The following is a 23,349-nucleotide window of genomic DNA, read 5'->3' on the forward strand; positions in this document are numbered from 1 at the left end:
GTTTCGTGAATTCCTCAGCGTGGCGGATCGAGCCGGTGCACCAGCTCGGCGACATCGACGCTGTATTCGCACCAGTCCCGGTCGGGCCGGTAGCCCAACTCCGCGTTGACCTTGAGCATGGCCTCGTTCGCCTGCGCGTTCCAGGTCTGCACCTCGGCCAGGTCCGGCTCGGCGGAACGCAACTCAAGCAGCATCCGGGCCTTGATCGCCCGGTCGATGCCGTAGCCCCGGTGACTCTGCACGACGATCGTGTCGTACTGGTCGGCGCGGGTCGGGTGCTGCGCCGGCACCACCACCTCGGTCAGCCCCGCCACCTCGCCGCTCTGCTCATGCTGAGCGAGCACGATGTACGGCTTCATGCCCCGGCGGTGCAGGGTGTTCACGCTGTCCCGTAGCCGCTCCGGGTCGTACGAACTGGGGCGCAGCTCGCCGTCGTCCACGTCACGCACCTCGGCCTTGGCCCGCGCGTACGACTCGATCAGGTCGTCCGGTGGGCCGCCAGGGCAGAACTCCAGGTGATAGCCCGAACCGAGCCCGTTGGCCATCTCGGTCAACTCGGCCCAGTCGACGGTCGCGAGGTCGAGCACGCTGCGCGTCTCCACGTACTCCCTGGTGAAGCCGAGGGACTCGTAGAAGCCCACCGCCGGCGTGTCGCCGACCACCTCGACGCCGATCGACTGGAAGCCCTCCTGGTAGACCCGGCGGGCGGCCCGCAGCACCAGGTCACGGCCGAGACCGGTACGCCGCACGGACGGGTGCACCAGCACCTCGATCACGCCGATGTCACCGAGGAGCAGCACATGCACCTGCCCGAGGACCGCGCCCGGCTCGTCGGGGCTGGGCGGCTCGGCCTCGGCGATCCAGGAGAGCCGACGTTCACCGGGCATCACCTCGGCGAGGTACTCCCGCAGGGAGGTCTCCCGCCAGGGCGGGTCCTGCGGAAGATCGGCCGCCAGAACCGCGTTCAGCGTGGACAGCAACGACGCGATCTCGGCGGACGACGCGGTCCTGGGGTCCCACTCGCGCACCATCACCCGTCTAGCTTGCCGCTAACAGCAGCCCGGGGGAAGTGTCCAGTTCTCCAATGTATGCGGACGATCACTTCACGTGCGGCTCGCTTGTCCGTATCGGTTCGCCGTGTCGTAGACGGCCTGGGCGTACCGGCGCACGTCGTTGTACGACAGGATCGCGTTCCACCAGTCGCCCGGGATGCTGAGATTCCGGCCGCCCTTGCACAGGTAGTTGCCGGCCGCCAGCGCGGCGTCGTCCAGGTCGTGCGGGTCCTTGACGCCGTCGCCGTCGGCGTCCGCGCCGATCTCCTGCCAGGTGGTCGGGATGAACTGCATCGGCCCGATCGCGCGGTCGTAGGTGGTGTCCTTGTCGAGCACCCCGCGGTCGGTGTCGATGATCCGCATCCGGCCGCCGTTGCCGTCCAGCCGCAGACCGATGATCTCCGGCAGTGCCTTGCCGTCCGGCCCGAGCCGCGCGCCGTTGGCCGAGCCGTGGCCGGACTCGACCTGACCGATCGCGGCGAGCGTGGTCCAGCTCAACGCGCAGCTGCGGTTGGTCTGGGAGAGCACCCACTCGGCGTACCCGTACGCCTGCATGGCGACCGGGGGAATGCCGACCTTGGCGCCGACCTGCTGAGCCCAGCCGGCCAGGGCGTCCGACGGGCGGCCACCGCCACCCGGCAGCCCGCCACCCGGCCCACCCGGCAACCCGCCGCCGGGCAACGGGGCGGTGGGAAGCGGGCCGGTGGGCAGCGGAGCGGTCGGCAGCGCCCCCGTCGGTAGGGGACCGGTTGGCGCCGGGCCGGGCGGTGTCAACCCCGGCACGGCCCCGGTCGGCGTGACCGAGGCGTCGACGGCCACGGGCCGGGGCGCGCGGATGGTCGCGGGAACGAGCAGCGCACCCGCCGCGGCCGTCGCCGCCACGAGAGCCAGCAGGAAGAGCCCGGGAAGAGCGAGTCGGCCGCTGGGCCGGCGCGACCAGTCGCGGGTCGCGCGTACGGCTGTCGCCGCTGCCTGGCGCGGGGGCAGACGAACAGCGTGCGCGAACGGCACACGTCGCCGCCGGCCGCCCTGCGACGCTGGCGGGACCGCCACACCGTCCACGATGGTTGCGGCCGGGCCCGCGACGGTGGCCGCTTCCGGGTCCGCGACGGTGGCCGCTTTCGGGTCCGCGACGGTGGCATCCGTCGGCGGGGAGTCGGTGACGGTGGCCTCGGTCGTGCTGGTCTTCGCGTCCGGCCTTCGGCCGCTCAACCAGGGCCGGCGAGGGCGGGGCACGACCCGGGCCGCCGGATCCGGTGCCGCTCCCGAGCCTTCGAGCGGGCCGTCCAGCGGCGCGGCGGGTCGCAGCGGTCGCACACGCGTCTCGTCCTCGCCGTCCACCACCCGTCGAGTATCACTCATGTCCCCGGTGGGCGTCAGGTCCACGTACCCTGGTTGTCATGCCCCGGTACGAGTTCCGTTGCCGCGCCTGCGGCGACACTTTCGAGGTCAACCGCCCGATGGTCGAGGCCGGCGCGCCGGCCACCTGCCCGCAGGGTCACGCCGACACTGTCAAGCTGCTGTCCGCTGTGGCGGTCACCGGCCGTGGTGCCGGCGGTTCCGCCGGTGGCGCACCGGCGTCCGCCGGAGGCGGCTGCTGCGGTGGCGCCTGCGGCTGCTGAGCCGGTCGTTCGCGTCCGACCGGTGGGCTGGCCTTGCCGGGAGCGGGCCCGAGTGGCACCTTGAGGCGGCACGTGCCCGGCCGTTCTCACGATGCGTGACTGCTCGGACTCAGGCAGCATGAACCCGACGTTACGGGCGGAGGTTCCACGCATGTCGCCACGGATCCAGCTCCCGAGCGGTTGGGTGACCTTCGTGTTCACCGACATCGAGGGCTCGACCCGACTGGCCCAGCTGCTTGGCGCGGACTACCGTCCGGTGCTCGCCGAGCACCGCCGGCTGTTGCGTCGTACGCTCGCGGCCACCGGTGGCGCGGAGCTGTTGACCGAAGGCGACTCGTTCTTCCTGGCCTTCGACGACGCGGCGGCGGCACTGACCGCGTGCCTGACGGCCCAGCGGGCGCTGGCGAGTCACGACTGGCCCACTGCGGAGGCCGCCCCGCGGGTGCGGATGGGCCTGCACACCGGTTACGCCGAGCCGGGCGACGGGGAGTACGCAAGCCCCGAGGTGCACCGTGCCGCGCGGGTTGCCGCAGCGGCGCACGGCGGGCAGGTGCTCTGCTCGGCGTCGACCGCCCGCCGGGCCGAACCGTTGCCGCCCGGTGCCACACTGCTCGACCTGGGCCTGCACCGGCTGCGCGGCTTCGACGACCGGGAGCGGCTGTTTCAGCTCGTGGCGCCGGGGCTGGAGCGGCAGTTCCCCCGCCCCCGCACCGCCGACGCTGTGGCGCACAACCTGCCGACCCAGGTGACGTCGTTCGTCGGCCGGCAGGTCGAACGCGCCGAACTGGGTCGCCTGGTGGAGCAGCATCGACTGGTCACAGTGCTTGGCGCGGGTGGCGCGGGCAAGACCCGGCTGGCCGTCGAGCTGGCCGGTGGGGTCGTCGAGGCGTACCCGGACGGGGTGTGGTTCGTCGACATCGCGGCCGTGACCGACCCTGGGCTTGTGGCGTTCGCGGTCGCCGCCGTGCTCGGGCTGCGACCGGAGCCGGGCCGGCCCATGATGGACACCCTCGTGGAGTACGCGGCCGGCCGCCGGATGCTCGTCGTGCTGGACACCTGCGACGCGCAGCCGTCCGCCTGCGCCGAGGTGATCTCGCGGTTGCTGGCCGGCGGGGGCGGCGTGCGCGTGCTGGCGACCAGCCGCGAATCGTTCAGCCTGCCCGGCGAGGTCGTGTGGCGGATTCCGCCGCTCTCGGTCGACCCACGTCCGGACGGCGCGGAGAGCGACGCGGTGGCGTTGCTGCTCGACCGTACGGCGGCGGCGCGCGGCGGTCGGCAACCGGAACCCGCCGAGTCGGCCGACCTGCGCCGGGTGGTGCAGCGGTTGGACGGGCTGCCGCTCGCCATCGAGTTGGCGGCGGCCCGGCTGCGGGTGCTATCGGTCGGTCAGCTCGCCGAGCGGCTGGAGGACGTGCTCGGCACGTTGGACGCAGGTCGGGAGGACCCGGAGCCGCCGCCGGTGGAGCGGGGCTGGTCGGGCAACCAGCAGGACACCGTGGACCTGGTGGCGGCGGCCATCGGTACGCCACCACCCACCCCGGCGAGCAGGGCGGTGCAGCGTTCCGCCACCGAACGGCACCTCACCATGCAGGCGACAGTCACCTGGTCGTACCGGACGCTGGGCCCTCGGGCCGCGCGGCTGCTGCGGTGGCTTGCCGTGTTCGCCGGGCCGGTGGACCTCCCGACCGTGGAGTGGCTGCTGGGTGACGACCCGCTGGATCCGCTGTCGGTGCTCGTGGACAAGTCGATGGTGCTTGCCGAGCCACGTGCCACGGGCAGTTCGTACCGGATGCTCGACCCGATCCGTGCGTACGCGGCGCGGCGGCTGGTCGAGGCCGGTGAGGAACAGGCGGCCCGGGACCGGCACGTGGCCTGGTCGGTGCACGCGCTTGAGCGGGCGCACCTTGGTCCGGACGGGCGGCCGGTGACGTTGTCGCTGTACACGCTGGACCCGCTCGCGGACGAGCTGCGGGCCGCGCTGCGGTGGTGCGCGACCGGCGGCAGCGCCCGTGCCGGTCTGCGGCTGGCCGGGGGTCTGGACCAGTGGTGGCGCGAGCGTGGGCTGGCCCGGGAGGGGCGGCTCTGGCTGTTCCGGCTGTACGGGCGGATCGCCGAGACGGGCGAGTGGATTCCGGAGGCGGAGCTGGCTGCGGCGTACCACATGCATTCGCTGCACGCCGGTGCCGACGGGGAGTTCGCCGAGGAGCTGCGCTACTCGCAGCGGGCGGAGGCCGCGGCACGGCAGGCAGGTGACGCCGGGCTGCTGGCCCGGGTGCTCGCCGGCCGGGCGGCGCCGCTTGTCGACATGGGTCAGTTCGTCGAGGCCGAGCGTGTGTGCCGGGAGGTCATCGACTGGGCACACGGGCAGGACGTGGTCGGCGAGGCGTTGTTCGCGGTGTTCAGCCTCGCTCAGTTGCTGTGGCGGCGGGGCGAGCTGGAGGAGGCGGCCGAGCTGCTCGGGGCGGCGCGGCCGGTGGAGGCGGCGCGGCCTGTGGAGCGGGGCCGGCGTTCGGTGGACATGCTGCTCGGGATGGTCGCGTTGGCCCGGGGCGACGTGATCGCCGCGCACGAGCACCTGCTTGTGGCGTTGCGTTCCCGGATGTACCACGGCTACCACGGCCGAGCGTGCGACACGTTGAACGCGATAGCGGTGCGCTGCGCGCTGAGTGGGGAGCGGACGACCGCCGCCCGGTTGTTCGGGGCGGCGCAGGTGACGCGGGCGAGCATGCGGGGTACGCCGGGAATCTACGGCGGCTACTGGGCCGACCAGCAGGCGGAGTTGCGTGGGGTGTTGGGTGACGCGGCGTTCGACGACGCGTACGGCGAGGGCGCCGAGTTGGGGTTGGACGAGGCGGTCGCGCTGGCGCTCGACGTGGAACACCCGGACCTGGCGGCGGATTCGACACGCTTCAGCACCATGCCGGCGGCCTCCGCTCCCCATCAGGCCGGTGCGGAGCCGGATCGGCGTCCCGCAGGTCGCACCGAACGGGCCTGATCGCCACGCCGGATCCCGCAGGAGATGGTGTCGGGGGCGATCTTCGGTGCGGCCATCCGGTATCGCTGAATGGCCGCACCGAAGAGTGGGGCGATGCTCAGCGGGCGGCGGCGCGGGCTTCGGCGTCGGCCTTCATCCGGGCAGCCCGGTCGATGTCTGCCTGCTGGACGGCGGCGACCGACCCGAAGATGTTCACCGCCTGGTAGTAGGTCCAGGCCAGGCTGTTGCAGGCCGGGCGGACGACCGCGTTGTACGTGGCGCAGACCCGCTTCAGGTCCGCGTAGAAGGCGTTGTCCAGGCGGGCCTTGTTGCCGGAGAACTGCCCGACCGCCTTGTAGTTGCGGTAGCCGAAGTCGTGCCGGTAGCAGCTCAGGTTGAACGTGAACCCGAGCGGGTTGTCCGGGCTTGACGAGCAGTAGTCGGTGGACCAGTTGAAGTTGTACTCGGCCCAGGGTGCCCGGTTGACCCGGGCGCTGTTCCACGAGTTGTAGCTGGATGCGCTTGTCTGCGTCCAACTGGAGAGCACCGACAGCTTCTGTTGGGGCGTGACGGCTGCGGCGGGGGAGGCGACAGCGAGGGTGGCGATGAGTGCGAGCGCGCCCGAGGCGAGCATTGTGGTGAGACGTCGGGGCACGGTGACCTCCGCGGGGGTGAGCGGGGATGTTACCGGCGGGTTACCGGGTGTCGACAAGTCTCGATCAACTGATCAACTTGTCGGTATGCGTCCCACCAACTATTGGTGACATGCGTCGAAACAGACGAATGCCCCGGGTGCCGTGGCACCCGGGGCAGTTCAGCAGTGTCGTACGGTCAGCGGAGAACGAAGGCCGGCGGGCTGGCCGGGCTCTCGTTGGCGGTCCGGTCCAACGCGGTCACCTGGTAGGTGTAGCGCTGGCCCGGTTCCGCCGACGTGTCCACCCAGGACTGCGTCCCGGGCGTGGCCCGGACGGTGTCGATCAGGTGGGCGGCGTCCGCGATGCCGCACCGGCCCGGCAGCGTGGTGCCGTCGAAACGGTAGATGGCGTACGAGGTGGCAGTGCCCAGAGGGCCGACGCCGTCGGCGGGCTGACGCCAGGTCAACCGCACCCCGTCGGCCTCTCGGACGGTCTTGGTGACCACCGGGAAGAGCAGCGGCTTGGCCGGCAGGTGCGGCATTGCCGGCACCAGCGCCGGCCGGGAGTAGTGCTCGGCGGCGTAGATGTCGGTGGCGCCGAGCCGGTTGGCGCGTACCTGCACGGCCGAGAAGTGCACGTTGCCCTGCACCTCGGGGTACGACCGGTTGAGCGTCAGGTGGTCGGACAGCTCGCGCGGGTTCTGCCAGAACGAACCGTACGCCGGGTCGCCGCTCTTGTAGTCGGCCTGGCCGATGTAGAGCTGCACGCGGGTGCCGCGCACCGTCTCGGCCCACCACGGGACCAGCCGTCCGTAGTCGGCGGCCGGGTACTGGCCGATGTACCAGTAGAGCTGGGGCACCACGTAGTCGATCCACTCCTGCTTGATCCACTTGCGGGTGTCCGCGGAGATGATGTCGTACGACTGGCTGCCGGTCGTGTCCGAGCCGAGCGGGTCAGCGGTCTTGTTGCGCCAGATGCCGAACGGGCTGACCCCGAACTTCACCCACGGCTTCGCCGCCTTGATCTTGCTGTTCATCTCCTGGATGAGCAGGTTGATGTTGTCCCGCCGCCAGTCCGCCCGGTCGGTGAAACCCCTGTTGTACTCGGCGAAGGTGGCGTCGTCAGGCACCTGGTAGGTGCCGCTGGGGTAGGGGTAGAAGTAGTCGTCGAAGTGCACCCCGTCGACGTCGTACCTCTTGACCGCATCCATCATCGCGGTCTGGACGAACTCGCGTACCTCGGGAATGCCGGGGTTGTAGTAGAGCCGGCTGCCGGCGACGCCGGCCGGCGGGTACGCGAAGGTCCAGTCCGGGTGCTGCTGCGCCGGGTGGCCGGGCGCGAGTTGCGTGAGGTCCGCGCCGGCGCCGCCGGGGGCCGGCATGGAGACGCGGTACGGGTTGAACCAGGCGTGGAACTCAAGGTTGCGTCGGTGCGCCTCGCTGACGAGGAACGCCAGCGGATCCCAGCCGGGGTCCTGGCCGCGTACGCCGGTCAGGTACTCCGACCAGGGCTCGTGCGGCGAGGGCCAGAGAGCGTCCGCGGTCGGCCGGACCTGGACCACGACGGCGTTGTGGTTGAGTCGCTCGGCGAGGTCGAGCAGTTCGCGGTATTCGGCCTGCTGGGCGGCGACCCGGTCCGGGCTGCTCTGGGATGCCTTGCTGGGCCAGTCGATGTTGACCACCGACGAGATCCACATTGCCCGGAACTGCCGTTTCGGCGTGGCCGGGTCGGTGACGCAATTGGTGGTCGAGGAAGTCTCGGCGCTCGCCGGGGCGGCGCTCGCCGGGGCGGCGCTTGCGGGGGTGGCGGCGACGAGCGTGCCGAGCAGGGCCGTGACCAGCCCGGCAGCTCCTATTCGACGTGCTTTCATGCGGTGTGTCCCTTCGTTGGGGCTACCGGTGTTCCGAGCGACAGGCCCGGCAAGATTCGCCGCTGCCTATTTGTCTCTGGAAGGAAATTTTCACACTCCGGCCTGTCGCCGCAAGGGGTTCACACCACATCTGGCCGACAGTCGGAGTCCGGCCCGTCTGGCGTCGATTGCCGGGGCTGCCGCGCGTGATCTTCCGCATACCGAACGTCATATTTCCGAGGCGGTTGACGGTACCCGACGGTGGGTAGCAACGCCGGTCACCGGCCGCCACGGGGGTGGTCGCGCGGTGGGAGGGGTGAGCGCATGTCGATGCTGCGAACCAAACCAATAAAGGACGTCATAGCCCAGGGCGAAGCCGACGGCAGCGAAGGCAAGCTGGGGCTCAAGCGGCGTCTCGGTGCTGTCGACCTCACCGGCTTCGGCATCGGCATCGTGATCGGCACCGGCATCTTCACGCTCACCGGCATCGAGGCACGCGACAGCGCCGGGCCGGGCGTGGTGATCTCCTTCGGCATCGCCGGCTTGGTCGCCCTGCTCGCCGCCCTCTGCTACGCCGAGCTGGCCTCCAGCGTGCCGACCGCCGGCAGCGCCTACACCTACGCGTACGCCACGATGGGCGAGATCGTCGCCTGGATCATCGGCTGGGACCTGCTGCTGGAGTTCGCGCTCGGCGCGGCGGTGGTGGCCCGCGGCTGGTCCGGATACCTGGCCCAGTTGCTCGACCTGCCGACCCGGTGGTTCGGCGAGGAGGGCAGCACTGTCAACATCGGCGCGATCGCCATCGTGCTGATCCTCGGCGTCGTGGCGATCGTCGGCATCCGGGAGTCCGCCCGGATCACCAACCTGCTGGTGCTGGTCAAGGTGTCCATCTGCGTCTTCGTGGTGGTCGCCGGCCTGTTCTTCGTGAAGGCCACCAACCTCACCCCGTTCATCCCGCCGGCCGAGCCCGCCGGCAGCGGCGACGACGGCATCAAGCAGCCGGTAACCCAGGCGCTGTTCGGGCTGGAACCGTCGGTCTTCGGCTTCGTCGGGGTGCTCAGCGCCGCCGCCGTTGTCTTCTTCGCGTACACCGGCTTCGAGGCCGTGGCCAACCTCGGTGAGGAGACGCGCAAGCCCAAGCGGGATCTCACCCTGGGTCTGCTCGGCACGTTGCTGATCTCCACCGTGCTCTACATCGGTGTCTCGCTTGTGGTTGTCGGCATGGTGCCCTACACGGAGATCGACCGGGGTGCCCCCATCGCGGCGGCCTTCGAGTCGGTCGGCGCCGGCTGGGCGGCCGTGCTGGTCTCCATCGCCGCTGTCGCCGGCCTGACCAGCGTCATCCTTGTCGACCTGGTGGCAATGGGCCGGATCGGCTTCGCCATCGCCCGCGACGGGCTGATCCCGCCCTCGATCGCCACTGTGCACCCGCGCTGGGGCACGCCGTACCGGATCTCGGCGATCATGACGGTTGTCGTCGCGCTGCTGGCCGGCTTCCTGCCGCTGTCCGCCCTGGCCGACCTGGTCAGCATCGGCGCGCTCTGCGCGTTCGTGCTCGTCTCGATCGCGGTGCCGATCCTGCGCCGCAAGCGGCCGGACCTGGAGCGTCCGTTCCGGGTGCCGTTCTCGCCGGTGCTGCCGATCGTGTCGGCGCTTGCCTGCTTCTACCTGATGCTCAACCTGTCGGTGGAGACCTGGCTGCGGTTCCTGGCCTGGATGCTGCTCGGCGCGGTGATCTACTTCGGCTACGGCTACCGCCGCAACCGGCTCGCCCAGCACGAGCCCGCCGTCGCCCCGTCGCCCCGCGAGCCGTCCGCCTGACCCGACGCGTGTCGAAGGGCCCTCGCTTCGGCGAGGGCCCTTCCATGTTCAGGGTCGAGGCTGCGGTGTGGCGGTCGGCCCCTTGACGACAGGCTTGCCGTCGACCCAGGTCACCTCGTCGAGCCAGACCTGCCGGCCTGGGTCCGTACTGCCCTCCTGGCCGGGCGGCCACGCGTGGTACAGCAGCCACGTCCGGCCGTCCTTGACCACCATCGAGGCGTGACCGGGGCCGGAGGCGGCGTCGGTGCTCTTCAGGATCGGATTCTCGGCTGCCTTCACACACGGGCCGGTCGGGCTCTCGCAGACCGCGTAGCCCTCTGCGTACTCGGCCCGGTCGTAGGCGTTTGCAGCGAAGAACAGCAGCAGCCGGTCGTCCTGACGGTGGAAGAACGGCCCCTCGATCAAGGTCCCCTCCCACGGCTCGGTCTGCTTGAGCAGCTTCGTCGGCTCTCCCACGAGGGTCAGGCCGTCGTCGGAGAGGCGCTGCGACCAGAGCCAGGTGTCGACCCCGATGGCGTTGCCGTCGTTCTTCCAGAGCAGCCAGAGGCTGCCGTCGGTGTCCCGGAACGGGCTCGCGTCGATCGCCCCGCCCAGGTCCGCCTGGCAGATCAGCGGACCTGTCGAGTCGTCGGAGTACGGGCCCTGCGGCGCGCTTGCCACCGCCCGCCCGACGCACTGCCGCCCGGACTCCCGGCCGGCGACCGTGTAGTAGAGCAGGAACCGGTCCGGTGCCAACGGGATCGCCTCGGGCGCCCAGGTCTTGCCGGGATCCGCCCAGTCCGGCAGCGCCGGCAGGGCATCGCCGGCCTCGGCCCAGTCGACCAGGTTCGCCGACGTCAGCACCGGTACGTTGCGACCGCCCGAGTTGGTGTGGAACAGATACCAGGTGTCGCCCACCTGGATGGCCTGCGGGTCGGGGGCGTCGGTGCGTACGACCGGGTTGGTGAACATGCTGGAGTCGCTCCCGCTGCTCGTGGGGGTGGATTCGCTGTCTCCGGTGCAGCCCGAAACGAGCAGCGCGGCGGCGAGAACGATCGCCGCCGCACCGCGTCGCCGGGTGGTTGCCCGCGTCATCCCTTCAGACCACTGCGGGAGACGCCCTGGATGATGTGCCGCTGGGCGAGCACGAAGAGGATCAGCACCGGCACGCTTGCCAGCACCGCACCCGCCATGATCACCGGGTAGTCGGTGACGTACGAGCCCTGGAGCAGGCCCAGGCCCGGCGGCAGGGTGAGCTTCTCCGGGCTGAACAGCACGAAGATCGGCCAGAGGAAGTCGTTCCAGTTGGTCAGGAACGACAGCACTGCCAGGGTGGCAAGCGCCGGCTTGGACAGCGGCAGCACCACCCGGAAGAAGATCTGCCACTGGTTGGCGCCGTCAAGCGTCGCGGCCTCCTCCAACTCGTTCGGCAGAGACAGGAAGAACTGCCGCAGGAAGAACACCCCGAACGCGCTGGCCGCGCCGGGCACCACCACGACGGCGAGGGTGTCGATCCAGTTGAGCTGGTCGACGATCAAGAAGTTCGGCACGATAAGCGAGGTCGGCGGGATGAACAGCGTCCCGACGATCAGGGCGAAGGTCACCCCGCGCCCGCGGAACCGCAGACGGGCCAGGGAGTACGCCGCCATCGAGGCGGTCACCAGCACCAGCAGCGAGTGCAGGGTGGCGGCCACCATGCTGTTGAGGAACCAGCGCAGCACCGGGTTGGCCGAGTTGTTGAGGATCTGCTCGTACCCGTAGCCCGCGACCGGGTTGGGCAGCCAGCTCGGCGGGATCTGCTGCGCGGCCGTGTAGGTCTTCAGCGAGGTGATGACCATCCAGGCCAGCGGGACCAGGAAGATCAGGGCCAGCGCCACGAGGGTTGCGTAGAGCACGACCCGGCTCGCGAGAGCGGAACGGCGAGCGGTCGGAGTGGGCGTCGTCATGGCGTACCCCTCAGTCTTCCTTGTAGCGGAAGAGACGGAAGTTGGCGATGCTCACGACCACCAGCATCAGGGCGAACACGATGCTCATGGCGGCGGCGCGACCGGCGTTGTTGTTCCGCAGGCCCTCCTCGACGATGAACCACACAACAGTGCGGGTCTCCGTCCCGGGCGTGCCCTGGGTGATCAGGAACGACTGACCGAACATGTTCGCCGAGGCGAGGACGGTCGTGGTGATCACGAAGAGCAGCACCGGCCGCAGGCCGGGCAGTGTGACGTTGCGGAACCGCTGCCACGCGCTGGCGCCGTCCATCCGGGCCGCCTCGTACAGCTCAGGCGAGATGTCCTGGAGGCCGGCCAGGTAGATCACCGCGTTGAAGCCCGAGGTCCACCAGACCGTCACTCCGACCAGCGAGATCCACGCCCACGGCATGTTCGTCACCCACGGCGTGTCCGACGGCAGCCCGACAACGCCGAGGACCCGGTTGACAAGGCCCAGGTTGGCGTCGAGCAGGAACCGCCAGAGCAGGCCGATCACTGCCACACCCAGCACGTACGGCGCGAAGTAGACCGCCCGGAAGAAGGTCCGACCCGGGAAGGAGCGGTTCAACAGCAACGCCAACCCGAGCGGTACGACAACGAGCAGCGGCACCGACAGCAGCGTGAAGATCGCGGTCGCCCGGACGCTCTGCCACCAGTCGCCGAAGACGGCGGACTCGCTGGAGAAGAGCTGCTTGTAGTTGTCCAACCCGACGAACGGGCGGTTGGGCAGCTGGAAGTCCCACTGGTGCACGCTGAGCCACACGCCCAGGATGATCGGCAGGAGGCCGAACACCCCGAACAGGATCAGGTAGGGGGCGAGGAACAGATACGGCGTCGCCCGTCCGGTCCGGCCCGCCGTGGCGCCCCGGCGGGGAGCCTTGGCCGCCGAGGGCGGCGCGTCATCGCGCGCCGCCCCGACCTCGATCACGTCCGCCACGGGTTATCAGCTCCCGTACTTCTTGCGGTTGTCCTCGAGCTGCTTGTTGGCCTTGGCAACACCGTCGTCAAGCGCCTGCTTCGGCGTCTTCTTGCCCAGCGCCGCCTCGTTGAACGAGTTGTAGAAGGTCGTGATGACCTCGCCCAGCCCCGGTGCCGCCGGCGGGAACGCCGCGTAGTCCAGCTCGGGGGCGAGCGCCGAGATCTCCGGAAGCGCCTTGAACTCGGCACCCTCGCGGACGTCCTTACGGGCCGGGATCTGGCCGCCCTTGGCCCAGTCCAGCGAGTGCTGGCTCAGCCAGTTGATGAAGACCTTCGCGCCCGACACCTTGTTGGCGTTGTTGGCCCGCTGCTTCACGATCGTGAAGTTGTGCGAGTTCGCCCAGGCCGCCGGCTTGCTGCCGATCTGAGGGAGCGGGGCGACGCCCCACTGCACCTCGGGGCTCTTCTTCAGATCGTTGATCTGCCAGATGCCGTTCCAGGTGAAGGCGTTCTTGCCGCTCTTGAACGCCAGGTACTCGGCGTCCTGGCCGACGTTCGCAGGTGAGTGGCCCTGCTTGATCATGTCGACGAACCAGGTGCACGCCTCGACCGCCGGGTCCGAGTTGAACGTGGCCTTTGCCACGTCGGCGTCGAAGAGGGTGCCGCCCCACTGGTTGAGCAGGGAGTAGAAGGTCATACCGCCGGTGAACTGGAACGGGCTGACCCAGAAGCCCTGTACGCCCGACTTCTTCAGCTCGACAAGGGCCGCCGTGAAGTCGTCCCTGGTGGTCGGCGGCTTGTTCGGGTCGAGGCCGGCCTTCTGCATTACCGACTTGTTGTAGTAGAAGCCCAGCGGGTGCATGTCCAGCGGAATGCCGTACCGCTTGTTGTTGTAGAGCCCGCCCTTCCAGACAGTCGGGGCGAAGTCGCCCTCGGAGAGCTCCAGGTTCTTGGCCACGTCGTCCAGCTCGCTGATCACGCCACGGGCGGCGAAGGTGGCGAGCTGGTCCATGTGCATGACCGCGATGTCCGGGCCATTGCCGCTGGAGGCCGCACCGGGGAGCTTGTTGTAGTAGTCCTCCCACTGGTACGTGGCCACCGATACGGCGATGTTCTGGTGCTCGGTGTTGAACTGGTTCACCAGAGTCTTGAAGATCTCGCCGTCGCCGCCGGTGAAGCCGTTCCACAGCTTCAGGTCGACCTTGGGCCCGGTGTACTCCTTGCCGCCGTTGCCCGCGGCCGGCCCGGAAGCGCTGTCATCGTCGCCGCCGCCACAACCGGCGAGCGTCAACGAAGCCGCGGCACCGAGTCCGAGACCAAGGCCGAGCAGGCGGCGCCGGCTCATGTCGTTCTGGATCATGCTGGTATCTCTCCTTGGGGGGACGGAATGAATTGTGCCTGGTCAAGCCCGGTACGACTTCAGACGCCGGCCGGGCCGAAGCGCAGCACGCTCCAGGAAACGGCGGGGAGGCGTACAGTGCACCGGCCGCCGTCCGGGGTGGGGGTGGGGAGGTCCCGGGGCGTCACCCGGTCGGGCTCGGCCTCGGTGTTGATCGCCGACGGGTCAGACCCGGCAGCGATGCTCTGGAAGGAATAACCGGATAGTCCTGGCAGACCGCGCAGGTCGATCTCCAGCGGGAGGTCCGTCTGGTCACGGTTGACCGCGAAGACGGTCAGCTCGCCGGTCTCCTCGTCGTGTACGGCGACCGTGTCGAGCACCGGCACGTCCCCGAACCTCTTCGTGTCGTAGCGCGGCGACACCGGCTCGGTACGCAGCACGGTGCCCCGGGCGTACCGGGCGGTGAGCGCGAACGGGTGGAAGATGCTCTGCCGCCAGGCGGGACCGCCGTTGCGGGTGCGGATCGGCGCGATGACGTTTGCGAGCTGGGCCTGGGCGGCCACCCCGACCCGGTCGGCGTGGCGGAGCAGGGTGATCAGCAGGTCACCGACGACCACCGCGTCGACGGCGGTGAAGTCGTCCTCGATCAGCGCCGGCGCCTCGACCCAGCCACGCCGGTCCAGGTCGGCCTGGAGCCGGGACTCGTACCAGACGTTCCACTCGTCGAACGAGATCTTCAGCTTGCGCTTGTGCCGCTGCTTGGCCGCCACGTGGTCGGCGGTGGCCACCACCTCGGTGATGAAGTTGTCCATGTCGACGGCTGAGGCCAGGATGCTGGCCTGGTCGCCGTCGGACGGGTCGTAGTAGGTGTGCGCCGAGATGTAGTCGACGTGCTCGTAGGTGTGCTCCAGCACTGTCGCCTCCCACGCGGCGAACGTCGGCATCCGCCGGTTGGAGCTGCCGCAGGCGACCAGGCTGATCGACGGGTCGATCATCTTCATGGCCCGGGCCGCCTCGGCGGCCAGCCGCCCGTACTCGTCGGCGGTCTTGTGGCCGACCTGCCACGGGCCGTCCATCTCGTTGCCCAGGCACCACAGCCGCACCCCGTACGGGTCCTCCGCGCCGTGCTTGCGACGCAGGTCGGAGAGCGCGGTGCCGCCCGGGTGGTTGGAGTATTCCAGCAGGTCCAGAGCCTCCTGGACGCCGCGAGTGCCCAGGTTGACAGCCATCATCGGCTCGACTCCGGCCTCGGCTGCCCAGGTCATGAACTCGTCCAGCCCGAACGCGTTCGTCTCGATCGTCTTCCAGGCCAGGTCGAGGCGGCGCGGCCGGTCACCGACCGGACCCACCCCGTCCTCCCAGCGGTAGCCGGAGACGAAGTTGCCGCCGGGGTAGCGGACCACCGAGACGCCCAGCTCGCGGGTCAGCTCCAGCACGTCTCGGCGCAGGCCGCGCGAGTCGGCGTTGGGGTGGCCGGGCTCGTAGATGCCGCCGTAGACGCACCGCCCCATGTGCTCGACGAACGAGCCGAAGAGACGTCGGTCGGCCGGGCCGATCGCGAAGGCCGGGTCGATCGTCAGCTGTGCCGTCCGCAAGGGATGCCACCTTTCCTCGGTGCCGGGCCAGGTGATCGCAGTCACGACCCACCCGGTGTCCCTCGTTTCTACAACGTTGTAGGCAACGTTGTAAAGAGCTGATGACGAGGTATGGTGCGCTGGGTTACAGGGGAGGTTCCGCAGTGCGACACAGGCTCAAGGACGTGGCCGAGCGGGCCGGCGTGTCGGTGAAGACCGTTTCGAACGTGGTCAACGGTTATGTCCACGTCCGGCCCGACACCCGGGCCAGGGTCGAGCAGGCCATCGCCGAACTCAACTACCGGCCGAACCTCTCCGCGCGCCACCTGCGCAAGGGCCGCACGGGTGTGATCGCCCTGGCCGTGCCTGAGCTGGACATCCCGTACTTCGCCGAACTGGCCCGCCACGTCGTCACCGCCGCCGCCGACTACGGCTGGACGGTGCTCATCGACCAGACCGGCGGCCGGCGCGAGCAGGAACGGGTGGTCGCGTCCGGCATCACCGACCACCTCATCGACGGGCTCATCTTCAGCCCGCTGGCGCTCACCGCGGAGGACCTGACGGGTCTGGACGGCGCCCCGATGGTGCTGCTCGGCGAGCGGGTCGACCACGGCCCGGCCGATCGCGTCGTCATCGACAACGTGGCAGCCGCCCGCGAGATCACCACCCACCTGATCCAACTCGGCCACCGCCGGATCGCGGCCATCGGCTCGCAGCGCACCGACGAGGGCGCCAGCGCCCGGCTGCGCCTCGCCGGCTACGCCGACGCGCTCCGCGCCGCCGACCTCGACTTCGACGAGACCTTTGTGGCGCCCGCGGCGGCCTGGCACCGCGCCGACGGTGCCGCCGCAATGCGGGGCCTGCTCACCTCGGGGGTACGCCCCGACGCCGTCTTCTGCTTCAACGACACGCTCGCACTTGGTGCCCTGCGCGCCCTGCACGAGGCCGGCCTGCGGGTGCCCGGCGACGTGGCGGTGGTCGGCTTCGACGACATCGAGGACGGCCGGTTCTCGATCCCGACGCTCACCACAGTCGCGCCGGACAAGGAGCGGATCGCCCGCCTCGCCGTCGAACTGCTCGCCAACCGCCTCGACGGCGACCGGGCCGCTCCCGCCCGCGAACTCTCCGCCCCCTACCGCCTGGAACTACGAGAATCCACCCAAGAGGTAGTGCCCTCGCTGCCGGCGTGACGCCGCAGTGACTTCCTGACCGGGCCGGCCGGGGTAAGCGGATCAGTCGAAGAAGCGGGCCAGGTGGGACTGGGGTGCCGGGTCCTCGTCGGGGGGGAGTGGCGTCAGGTCGGCGAAGATGGAAGCGCCGTCGCAGCCGGCGTGCAGGGGATACCAACGCGGGGTGCCCGGCGGCCGTAGCTGACAGATCCCCTTGAACGTCTGCACGTCCATCAGCCGCACGTGTGTCGGGTCCGCCACCGCGTTCACGTGCCCCCACCAGGGGCTCATCACATGGAGGACGCCTCCCGGCCGGAGCACCCGGTGGCACTCGTCGACAAGCGGCAGGAAATCGATCAGGTGCTCCAGGATGTGTACGGCGAAGAGGACGTCCACCGACTTGTCGGCCAAAGGCAGCGAGCCGGAGAGGTCCGCCACCGCGTCCACGCCCGGCGCCGGATAGATGTCCAGGCCCAGGTTGCCCTGCCACTGCTTCGTCGGCCCGCAGCCGAGATCCACCACCACAGGCTTCCGCCCTCCGACGCCGACCCGGCACCAGACGCCGTAGACCCCGGCCAGCCGGCCCACCATGTCGCGTACCAGCCGTAGGTCGTCCTGCTCGGGCACCTCACCGCTGAGGTGCGCCACCCCTCGGTCGAACCGCACCTCGACCTCCAGGTCACGCAGCCGGTCGTCGTGACGGACCTGGTCCGCCCAGGCCTGCGCGAGGAACTCGTCGATCGCCCGCAGCCTGTCGGCCGAGGGTGGAGTCTGTGCCAAAGCAACCATTGGGGCCACCTCCCGCCGCGCGTTACCCGCATCCGCGCCCGGTATGCCCCACTCGTCCACAGTCTCGGCGTGCCGTCCAGTCGGCGTGTCGCAGGGCCGACGGGGACACTGCGGCGAGCCTGATACCTGAGAGTCATCAAGATGCCTCAGAGGTATCACGCCCCGACGAGCCCTAGGCCCGCGCCCGCGCCCTCGGGCCGGGCCGCGCCCACGAGCCGTCGACCACGAGCCGTGAGCCGCGTCCGGGTGCGGCGGATCGGGCCGAGGTGGCAGGGTGCGCCGGGGTCGGCCAGAGCAGAGGTACGGCCCCAGGTCAGCCCGAGAGGGTACGGCGGCCCGGTCGGCCCGCGCCGCGCATCCGCTGCCGGGGCGGGGGATCGGTGGCCTTCGGCCGCTTGAGGTGGTAGCGGTGCAGCTCGTTGTTGCCGGGCAGTGACGGGTCCTCGCTCATGGAGACCAGTTCCCAGCCCTGGTCCCCGGCCCGGTTGAGGTGGGCCAGCGAGGTGTCGCCGTACGGTGTCACGTCGACCATCGAGCCGTCCGGGCCGTACCAGACGAAGACGACTTCCCAGCCGAGGTCGGTGGTCGCGGCCTGACGGCGGCGGACCAGCAGGGCGTACTCCCACTTGAGCATGGCGACATTCTCACCCCGTGACGGTCCGCCGGCACGGATCAATCCTCGGCGATCCGCCCGGCGTCCACCCGCAGTCGGCGGTTCGTCTCGATGGCGGCAAGCATCCGCCGGTCGTGGGTGACCAGGAGCAGCGTGCCCGGGTAGCTGGCCAGCGCCGATTCGAGCTGCTCGATGGCGGGCAGGTCCAGATGGTTTGTGGGCTCGTCGAGCACCAGCAGGTTGACCCCACGGCCCTGGAGCAGGGCCAGCGCCGCCCGGGTCCGCTCTCCGGGGGAGAGGGTGGCCGCAGGCCGTGGGACGTGCGCCGCCCGCAATCCGAACTTGGCCAGCAGGGTCCGCGCGTCCGCCGGCGACATGTGGGGTACGGCCGCGTGGAACGCGTCGATCAGCGAGGCGTCGCCGAGGAACAGCCCACGGGCCTGGTCGACCTCGCCGACCACCACGCCCGGCCCCAGCGAGGCGGTGCCCTCGTCCAACGGCAGCCGGCCCAGCAGCGCGGCCAGCAGGGTGGACTTGCCGGAGCCGTTCGCCCCGGTGACCGCGACCCGGTCCGCCCAGTCGATCTGAAGGTCGATCGGTCCGAGAGTGAACCCGCCCCGGCGTACCACGGCACCTCGAAGCGTGGCCACGACGGCGCCGGCGCGGGGTGCGGCGGCGATCTCCATGCGCAGCTCCCACTCCTTGCGGGGCTCCTCGACCACGTCGAGCCGTTCGATGAGCCGTTCGGTCTGCTTGGCCTTGGCGGCCTGCTTCTCGCTCGCCTCGCTCCGGAACTTGCGGCCGATCTTGTCGTTGTCGGTGGCCTTACGGCGGGCGTTCTTCACGCCCTTCTCCATCCAGCCACGCTGGGTGCGGGCCCGTGCCTCCAACCCGGCCTTTGTGTCGGCGTACTCCTCGAAGTCGGCGCGGGCGTGCCGGCGCGCCACCTCGCGCTCCTCCAGGTAGGCCGCGTAACCGCCGCCGTACTGGTTGATCTGCTGCTGGGGCAGGTCCAGCTCCAACACGCGGGTCACAGTGCGGGTCAGGAACTCCCGGTCGTGGCTGACCAGCACCGTCCCGGCCCGCAGCCCGGTGACGAACTCCTCCAGCCGCTCCAGCCCGGCCAGATCCAGGTCGTTCGTCGGCTCGTCGAGCAGGAACACGTCGTACCGGCTGAGCAGCAGCGACGCGAGCCCGGCGCGGGCGGCCTGACCGCCGGAGAGCCCGGTCGTCGGATGGTCCAGATCCACCGCGAGGCCCAGGTCGGCGCTCACCTGCTCGGCGCGCTCCTCCAGGTCCGCGCCGCCGAGGGCGAGCCAGCGCTCCAGGGCGTCGGCGTACGCGTCGTCGGCCCCGGCTGTTCCGGCGGTCAGCGCCTCGGTCGCCGCGTCCAACGCGGCCTGCGCGGCGGTCACCCCGGTCCGCCGGGCCAGGAAGTCGCGTACCGTCTCGCCCGGTCGCCGTTCCGGCTCCTGCGGCAGGTGCCCGACGCTCGCGGTGGGCGGGCTGAGTCGGACGCTGCCGGCCTCCACCGGCAACAATCCGGCGAGGGTACGCAGCAGCGTCGACTTGCCAGCGCCGTTCGGCCCGACCAGGCCGACCACGTCGCCGGGGGCGACCACCAGGTCCAGTCCGGCGAAGAGTGGGCGGTCGCCGTGCCCGGCGGCCAGGTCCTTGACGATCATCGTGGCGCTCATCAGGACGGCAGCCTATCCGGCTGCCCGCATGAGGACCGACGGCAGCGGGCACACTCAACGGCGTGGTGACCACTCTGGCGATCGACTGCGGTGGCGGCGGCATCAAGGCGTCCGTACTCGACGAGGCCGGCACGATGCGCGCACGGCCGCTGCGGGTGCCGACCCCGTACCCGCTGCCGCCCGCGCTGTTCGTCCAGACGCTGCTGGACCTGGGCGGGCAGCTACCGACGGCGGACCGCCTGACCGTCGGCATGCCCGGCATGATCCGGCACGGAGTGGTGGTGGCCACCCCGCACTACGTCACCAGAAACGGGCCTCGCACCCGCGTCGACCCCGACCTGTTGGCCGAGTGGTCCGGCTGGGACGCGCGAGGGGCGCTGGCCGACGCGTTCGGGGTGCCGGCGCTGGTGCTCAACGACGCCGAGGTGCACGGCGCCGGGGTGGTCGCCGGCACCGGCTGCGAACTGGTGCTGACCCTGGGGACAGGGCTGGGCAGTGCCCTCTTCGACGGTGGTCGGCTCGCGCCGCACCTCGAGCTGTCCCACGCGCCGGTGCGGTGGGGAACCACCTACGACACGTACGTCGGCGAGCCGGAGCGTCGGCGGCTCGGCGACGCGTTCTGGTCCCGTCGGATCCGACAGGTGGTGGACGGGCTCCGCCCCGTGTTCCGCTGGGACCGCCTCTATCTGGGAGGAGGCAACTCGCGGCTGATCCGGCCCGAACAGCTCACCCGGATGGGCGACGACGTGGTGGTGGTGCCGAACACCGCAGGCATCGTCGGCGGTGTTCGCGCCTGGGAGCTGTCCACCGGCCGCCGGAACGCCCGAACCTGACCCGGAAGTGGCCCGATTTCGACACCGGGAACAGTCGCCAAACTCACAGCGTTGTGCCAGCGTCGGAGCAGGTGACGGGTACGACCCGAGGAGGTGGGCAGATGGATCTTCTGGCGGACTACCGGCGGGCGACCATGTTCTTCGAGACCGGTGACCCGAGCGGAGCGGCCCGACTGTTGGAGCCGATCGTGGACGCCGAGCCCGGCAACGCGGCGGTTCGGCAGTTGCTGGCCCGGGCGTACTTCCAGTCGGCCCAGCTCAACCGGGCCGAGGAGCACCTCCGGGAGCTGGTCGACCGGGACCCGAGTGACCACTACGCGCACCACGTGCTGGGCCGGACGCTGGAGCGGCTGAACCGGCACTCGGACGCGCTGCGGCACCTGCGGATCGCCGCCGCCATGTACGCGGCCAACGACGACTACCGGGTGGCGCTGGATCGGGTCGAGGCCCGTGTCGGCGGCACCCGCTGAACGTGAACCGGTGACGAGCAAGGGGCGGTCCTGCGGGGCCGCCCCTTCGTCGTACGGCGGGGTGCCCGCCGAGCATGCCTAGGATGGCGGGCATGGGACCTGACCGGCCGGGGGCTGCGGCATGAAGCTCAAGCTGGACCTGCACGAGATCTTCAACAAGGGCCAGGACATCGACCGTGCGCTGCGCGGGATCATGGACGAGGCGGTGGCGAAGAAGGCCACCCTCGTCGAGATCATTCCGGGCAAGGGGTCCGGCCAGCTCAAGAAGCGGGTGCTGCGGTTCCTCGACCAGAAGGACGTCAAGCAGCTCTACCACCGGGTGGAGAAGGATTCGAAGAACTTCGGCCGCCTCTTCGTCCACTTCCGCTGGAAGTAGCACAGAGCGATCCGCTCCGAAGCTAGATCGGATCGAAGCTAGATCGGATCTAGCTTCGGAGGGCCGGCATCCGCCGGTCGGGGTCAGGGGCTCGCGGCGAGGACGCCGCACACGGCCAGCGGTAGCACCGCGCTCAGCGTGCCCACCAGGGCCGACGAACGGATCCGGGTACGAGACACGAGCGCCGCGAGCAGTGTGAGGCTGACCAGCAGCGCGAGGAAGAGCGCCGGCGTGGCCACGTAGAGCCCGAAGATCAGCATCCTGGACCGCTCGGAGTCGCACCCTTGGCCGCAGCCGGCGGGAACAGTTTCGGAGCGCGTGCCGAGGAACAGGCCGAACGCCACGACGACTGCCGCGTACCAGCCGGCCAGCACCAGGAGCGAGGTGCGGGGGTCGGCCCTGCCCGTCTCGGCGAGGGCGGGGCGTGTCGCCGACAGCGTCATCGCCGAAGTATCCGACATCGCGCGAGCGGCGTCAGCCCGCTGGCGTCGCCGGATCGACCGGGACCACGTCCCCGCGCCGTGGGCGGCTACTAGGTTTCGGAACATGTCATCTGGACCTTCGCGCCACCGCCCCGGAGTTGGTTGGCTGGTGCGCCGGCTGCCGACCCGGGCGGTCGAGGCGGCGTCGCACCTCCAGGCCTTCGTGCTCTCCGGTGTGGTCACGGTGCTTGCCGTGCGGGCGTACCTGGAGGCGACCGGCTATCCGCAGATCGGCGGCGGCGGGCTGCACATCGCCCATGTGCTCTGGGGCGGCCTGCTGCTCGCGGTCGGCCTGGGGATCCCGCTCGTCTTCCTGGGCGAAGGGGCACGCACAGCCGGGGCGATCGTCGGCGGCGTCGGGTTCGGTCTGTTCATCGACGAGGTGGGCAAGTTCGTCACCACCGGCACCGACTACTTCTATGCCCCGGCCGCCGCCATCATCTACGTCGCGTTCGCCCTGCTCGTCCTGCTCACCCAGGCGGTACGTGGGCGTACCGGCCGATCCCAGTTGACCCCGGCCGAGCGTACGGCCAACGCGCTGGACGTGGTGCTCAGCGGTCAGCCTGCCGGGCTGACCGACCGGCGCCGGGCGGAGGTGCGGCGTCTCGTGCGGGGCACCGGGCCTGCTGCCGAGGCTGCCATGGAGCAGTTGCTGGACACGATGCCCCGGCGCGAGCCGCCTCCGGTCCGGTTCTGGCAGCGGGCGGCGGAGGGGGCCCGGCGTCTCGCCGTCTGGGCGACCCGGCAGCGCTGGCTGGTCTGGCTGGTGGTGATCTACCTGGTGGTGGAGCCGGTGCTGGTCGTGGTGGCGGTGCTGCTGGACGGTGTGACCGGAGAGCTGGACCAGGAACGCGAGTGGGGCGCGGTGCTCGGTGTCACCGCCACCGCGCTGGTCACGGCGGTGCTCAGCCTGCGGGCGGCGTGGCTGCTGCGCCCGAACCGGCTCGATGCGTTCCGGCTGTTCAAGCTCGCCCTGCTCGTCGACCTGCTGTTCGGGCAGATCTTCAACTTCACTGTCAACCAGTTCAGTGCTGTCGCCGTGGTCGCGATCGACCTGGCCCTGCTGGGGGTGGTGACCGCCGAGCACCGCCGGTTGCGGCGCGCCGCCGACCAGGGTGCCCTTCCCGACGCTCCCTAGGATGATCACCGACCACGGTCCTAATGAGGGGGCT

The 23,349-nt window shown here is 70.4% G+C and carries 21 protein-coding genes; 8 read left to right on the forward strand and 13 right to left on the reverse strand.

Translation table 11 applies throughout. The features are described 5' to 3' along the window. Positions 1-14: 14 nt before the first annotated feature. Together ACPXB1_RS10430 and ACPXB1_RS10435 are read right to left on the reverse strand one after the other, a co-directional pair. Positions 15-1,031, reverse strand: coding sequence for a GNAT family N-acetyltransferase (locus ACPXB1_RS10430; RefSeq protein ID WP_425735152.1), 1,017 nt, complete (start codon positions 1,029-1,031; stop codon positions 15-17). Positions 1,032-1,103: 72 nt separating this feature from the next. Next, positions 1,104-2,396 (reverse strand): lytic murein transglycosylase, encoded by a 1,293-nt coding sequence (locus ACPXB1_RS10435; protein WP_425735153.1) that lies wholly within the window; start codon positions 2,394-2,396, stop codon positions 1,104-1,106. A 56-nt stretch (positions 2,397-2,452) separates the two neighbouring features. Between ACPXB1_RS10435 and ACPXB1_RS10440 the strand changes: the two genes are divergently transcribed. After that, positions 2,453-2,674 (forward strand): FmdB family zinc ribbon protein, encoded by a 222-nt coding sequence (locus ACPXB1_RS10440; RefSeq protein ID WP_355628863.1) that lies wholly within the window; start codon positions 2,453-2,455, stop codon positions 2,672-2,674. A gap of 151 nt (positions 2,675-2,825) precedes the next feature. Beyond that, positions 2,826-5,669 carry an ATP-binding protein gene (locus ACPXB1_RS10445; protein ID WP_425735120.1) on the forward strand — a complete coding sequence of 948 codons (2,844 nt, stop codon included), beginning with the start codon at positions 2,826-2,828 and terminating at the stop codon, positions 5,667-5,669. Between the two features lie 97 nt (positions 5,670-5,766). On the opposite strand, the gene ACPXB1_RS10450 is transcribed toward ACPXB1_RS10445, so the two are convergent. Beyond that, a complete protein-coding gene (locus tag ACPXB1_RS10450; protein WP_355589587.1) occupies positions 5,767-6,303 on the reverse strand; it encodes a phospholipase in 537 nt (178 codons plus the stop codon). A 176-nt stretch (positions 6,304-6,479) separates the two neighbouring features. Next, entirely contained in the window at positions 6,480-8,153 is a 1,674-nt protein-coding gene (locus tag ACPXB1_RS10455) for a glycoside hydrolase family 10 protein (protein ID WP_425735121.1), read from the reverse strand. Positions 8,154-8,456: 303 nt separating this feature from the next. On the opposite strand from ACPXB1_RS10455, the gene ACPXB1_RS10460 reads away from it, so the two are divergent. After that, on the forward strand, positions 8,457-9,953 hold the full coding sequence (locus tag ACPXB1_RS10460) for an amino acid permease (RefSeq protein ID WP_355589583.1): 1,497 nt from the start codon (positions 8,457-8,459) through the stop codon (positions 9,951-9,953). 48 nt (positions 9,954-10,001) lie between these two features. On the opposite strand, the gene ACPXB1_RS10465 is transcribed toward ACPXB1_RS10460, so the two are convergent. Genes ACPXB1_RS10465 through ACPXB1_RS10485 form a run of 5 tightly spaced genes read right to left on the reverse strand, consistent with a single transcriptional unit; the run spans position 10,002 to position 15,769 of the window. Next, entirely contained in the window at positions 10,002-11,027 is a 1,026-nt protein-coding gene (locus ACPXB1_RS10465; RefSeq protein WP_355589581.1) for a glycoside hydrolase family 43 protein, read from the reverse strand. Further along, the gene (locus tag ACPXB1_RS10470) at positions 11,024-11,878 is read right to left on the reverse strand and encodes a carbohydrate ABC transporter permease (RefSeq protein ID WP_355589579.1); all 855 of its coding nucleotides are present in this window, start codon (positions 11,876-11,878) and stop codon (positions 11,024-11,026) included. Before ACPXB1_RS10470 ends, ACPXB1_RS10465 begins: the two co-directional genes overlap by 4 nt. 10 nt (positions 11,879-11,888) lie before the next feature. Beyond that, positions 11,889-12,854: a carbohydrate ABC transporter permease gene (locus ACPXB1_RS10475; protein ID WP_355589578.1), complete on the reverse strand. Its 966-nt coding sequence runs from the start codon at positions 12,852-12,854 to the stop codon at positions 11,889-11,891. A 6-nt stretch (positions 12,855-12,860) separates the two neighbouring features. Beyond that, the gene (locus ACPXB1_RS10480; protein WP_425735123.1) at positions 12,861-14,195 is read right to left on the reverse strand and encodes an ABC transporter substrate-binding protein; all 1,335 of its coding nucleotides are present in this window, start codon (positions 14,193-14,195) and stop codon (positions 12,861-12,863) included. Positions 14,196-14,254: 59 nt separating this feature from the next. After that, positions 14,255-15,769, reverse strand: a complete 1,515-nt coding sequence (locus tag ACPXB1_RS10485) for an alpha-N-arabinofuranosidase (protein ID WP_425735124.1) — start codon at positions 15,767-15,769, stop codon at positions 14,255-14,257. A gap of 143 nt (positions 15,770-15,912) precedes the next feature. Here ACPXB1_RS10485 and ACPXB1_RS10490 point away from each other — a divergent pair, with 143 nt between their 5' ends. Then, positions 15,913-16,938, forward strand: a complete 1,026-nt coding sequence (locus ACPXB1_RS10490; RefSeq protein WP_425735125.1) for a LacI family DNA-binding transcriptional regulator — start codon at positions 15,913-15,915, stop codon at positions 16,936-16,938. Between the two features lie 42 nt (positions 16,939-16,980). Here ACPXB1_RS10490 and ACPXB1_RS10495 read toward each other — a convergent pair whose 3' ends face one another. From ACPXB1_RS10495 to ACPXB1_RS10505, 3 genes are all read right to left on the reverse strand, one after another. Beyond that, a complete protein-coding gene (locus ACPXB1_RS10495; protein WP_425735126.1) occupies positions 16,981-17,706 on the reverse strand; it encodes a methyltransferase domain-containing protein in 726 nt (241 codons plus the stop codon). Between the two features lie 313 nt (positions 17,707-18,019). Next, positions 18,020-18,340, reverse strand: coding sequence for a hypothetical protein (locus ACPXB1_RS10500; RefSeq protein ID WP_053654123.1), 321 nt, complete (start codon positions 18,338-18,340; stop codon positions 18,020-18,022). A 38-nt stretch (positions 18,341-18,378) separates the two neighbouring features. Next, a complete protein-coding gene (locus ACPXB1_RS10505; protein WP_355589567.1) occupies positions 18,379-20,016 on the reverse strand; it encodes an ABC-F family ATP-binding cassette domain-containing protein in 1,638 nt (545 codons plus the stop codon). A 62-nt stretch (positions 20,017-20,078) separates the two neighbouring features. Here ACPXB1_RS10505 and ACPXB1_RS10510 point away from each other — a divergent pair, with 62 nt between their 5' ends. The 3 genes from ACPXB1_RS10510 (at position 20,079) to ACPXB1_RS10520 (ending at position 21,695) form a co-directional block, all read left to right on the forward strand. Next, positions 20,079-20,849 (forward strand): ROK family protein, encoded by a 771-nt coding sequence (locus tag ACPXB1_RS10510; RefSeq protein ID WP_355589565.1) that lies wholly within the window; start codon positions 20,079-20,081, stop codon positions 20,847-20,849. Positions 20,850-20,950: 101 nt separating this feature from the next. Then, positions 20,951-21,319 (forward strand): tetratricopeptide repeat protein, encoded by a 369-nt coding sequence (locus tag ACPXB1_RS10515; protein WP_355589563.1) that lies wholly within the window; start codon positions 20,951-20,953, stop codon positions 21,317-21,319. Between the two features lie 121 nt (positions 21,320-21,440). Next, the gene (locus ACPXB1_RS10520) at positions 21,441-21,695 is read left to right on the forward strand and encodes a Smr/MutS family protein (RefSeq protein WP_007465523.1); all 255 of its coding nucleotides are present in this window, start codon (positions 21,441-21,443) and stop codon (positions 21,693-21,695) included. An 83-nt stretch (positions 21,696-21,778) separates the two neighbouring features. Here the strand turns inward: ACPXB1_RS10520 and ACPXB1_RS10525 are convergent, their stop codons facing one another. Further along, on the reverse strand, positions 21,779-22,138 hold the full coding sequence (locus ACPXB1_RS10525) for a hypothetical protein (RefSeq protein WP_355589561.1): 360 nt from the start codon (positions 22,136-22,138) through the stop codon (positions 21,779-21,781). Between the two features lie 157 nt (positions 22,139-22,295). On the opposite strand from ACPXB1_RS10525, the gene ACPXB1_RS10530 reads away from it, so the two are divergent. After that, positions 22,296-23,315: a hypothetical protein gene (locus ACPXB1_RS10530; protein WP_355590353.1), complete on the forward strand. Its 1,020-nt coding sequence runs from the start codon at positions 22,296-22,298 to the stop codon at positions 23,313-23,315. Positions 23,316-23,349: the final 34 nt, after the last annotated feature.

Origin of the sequence: Micromonospora sp. DT68, assembly GCF_049847245.1 — a bacterium.
GTDB classification, from domain to species: domain Bacteria; phylum Actinomycetota; class Actinomycetes; order Mycobacteriales; family Micromonosporaceae; genus Micromonospora; species Micromonospora profundi.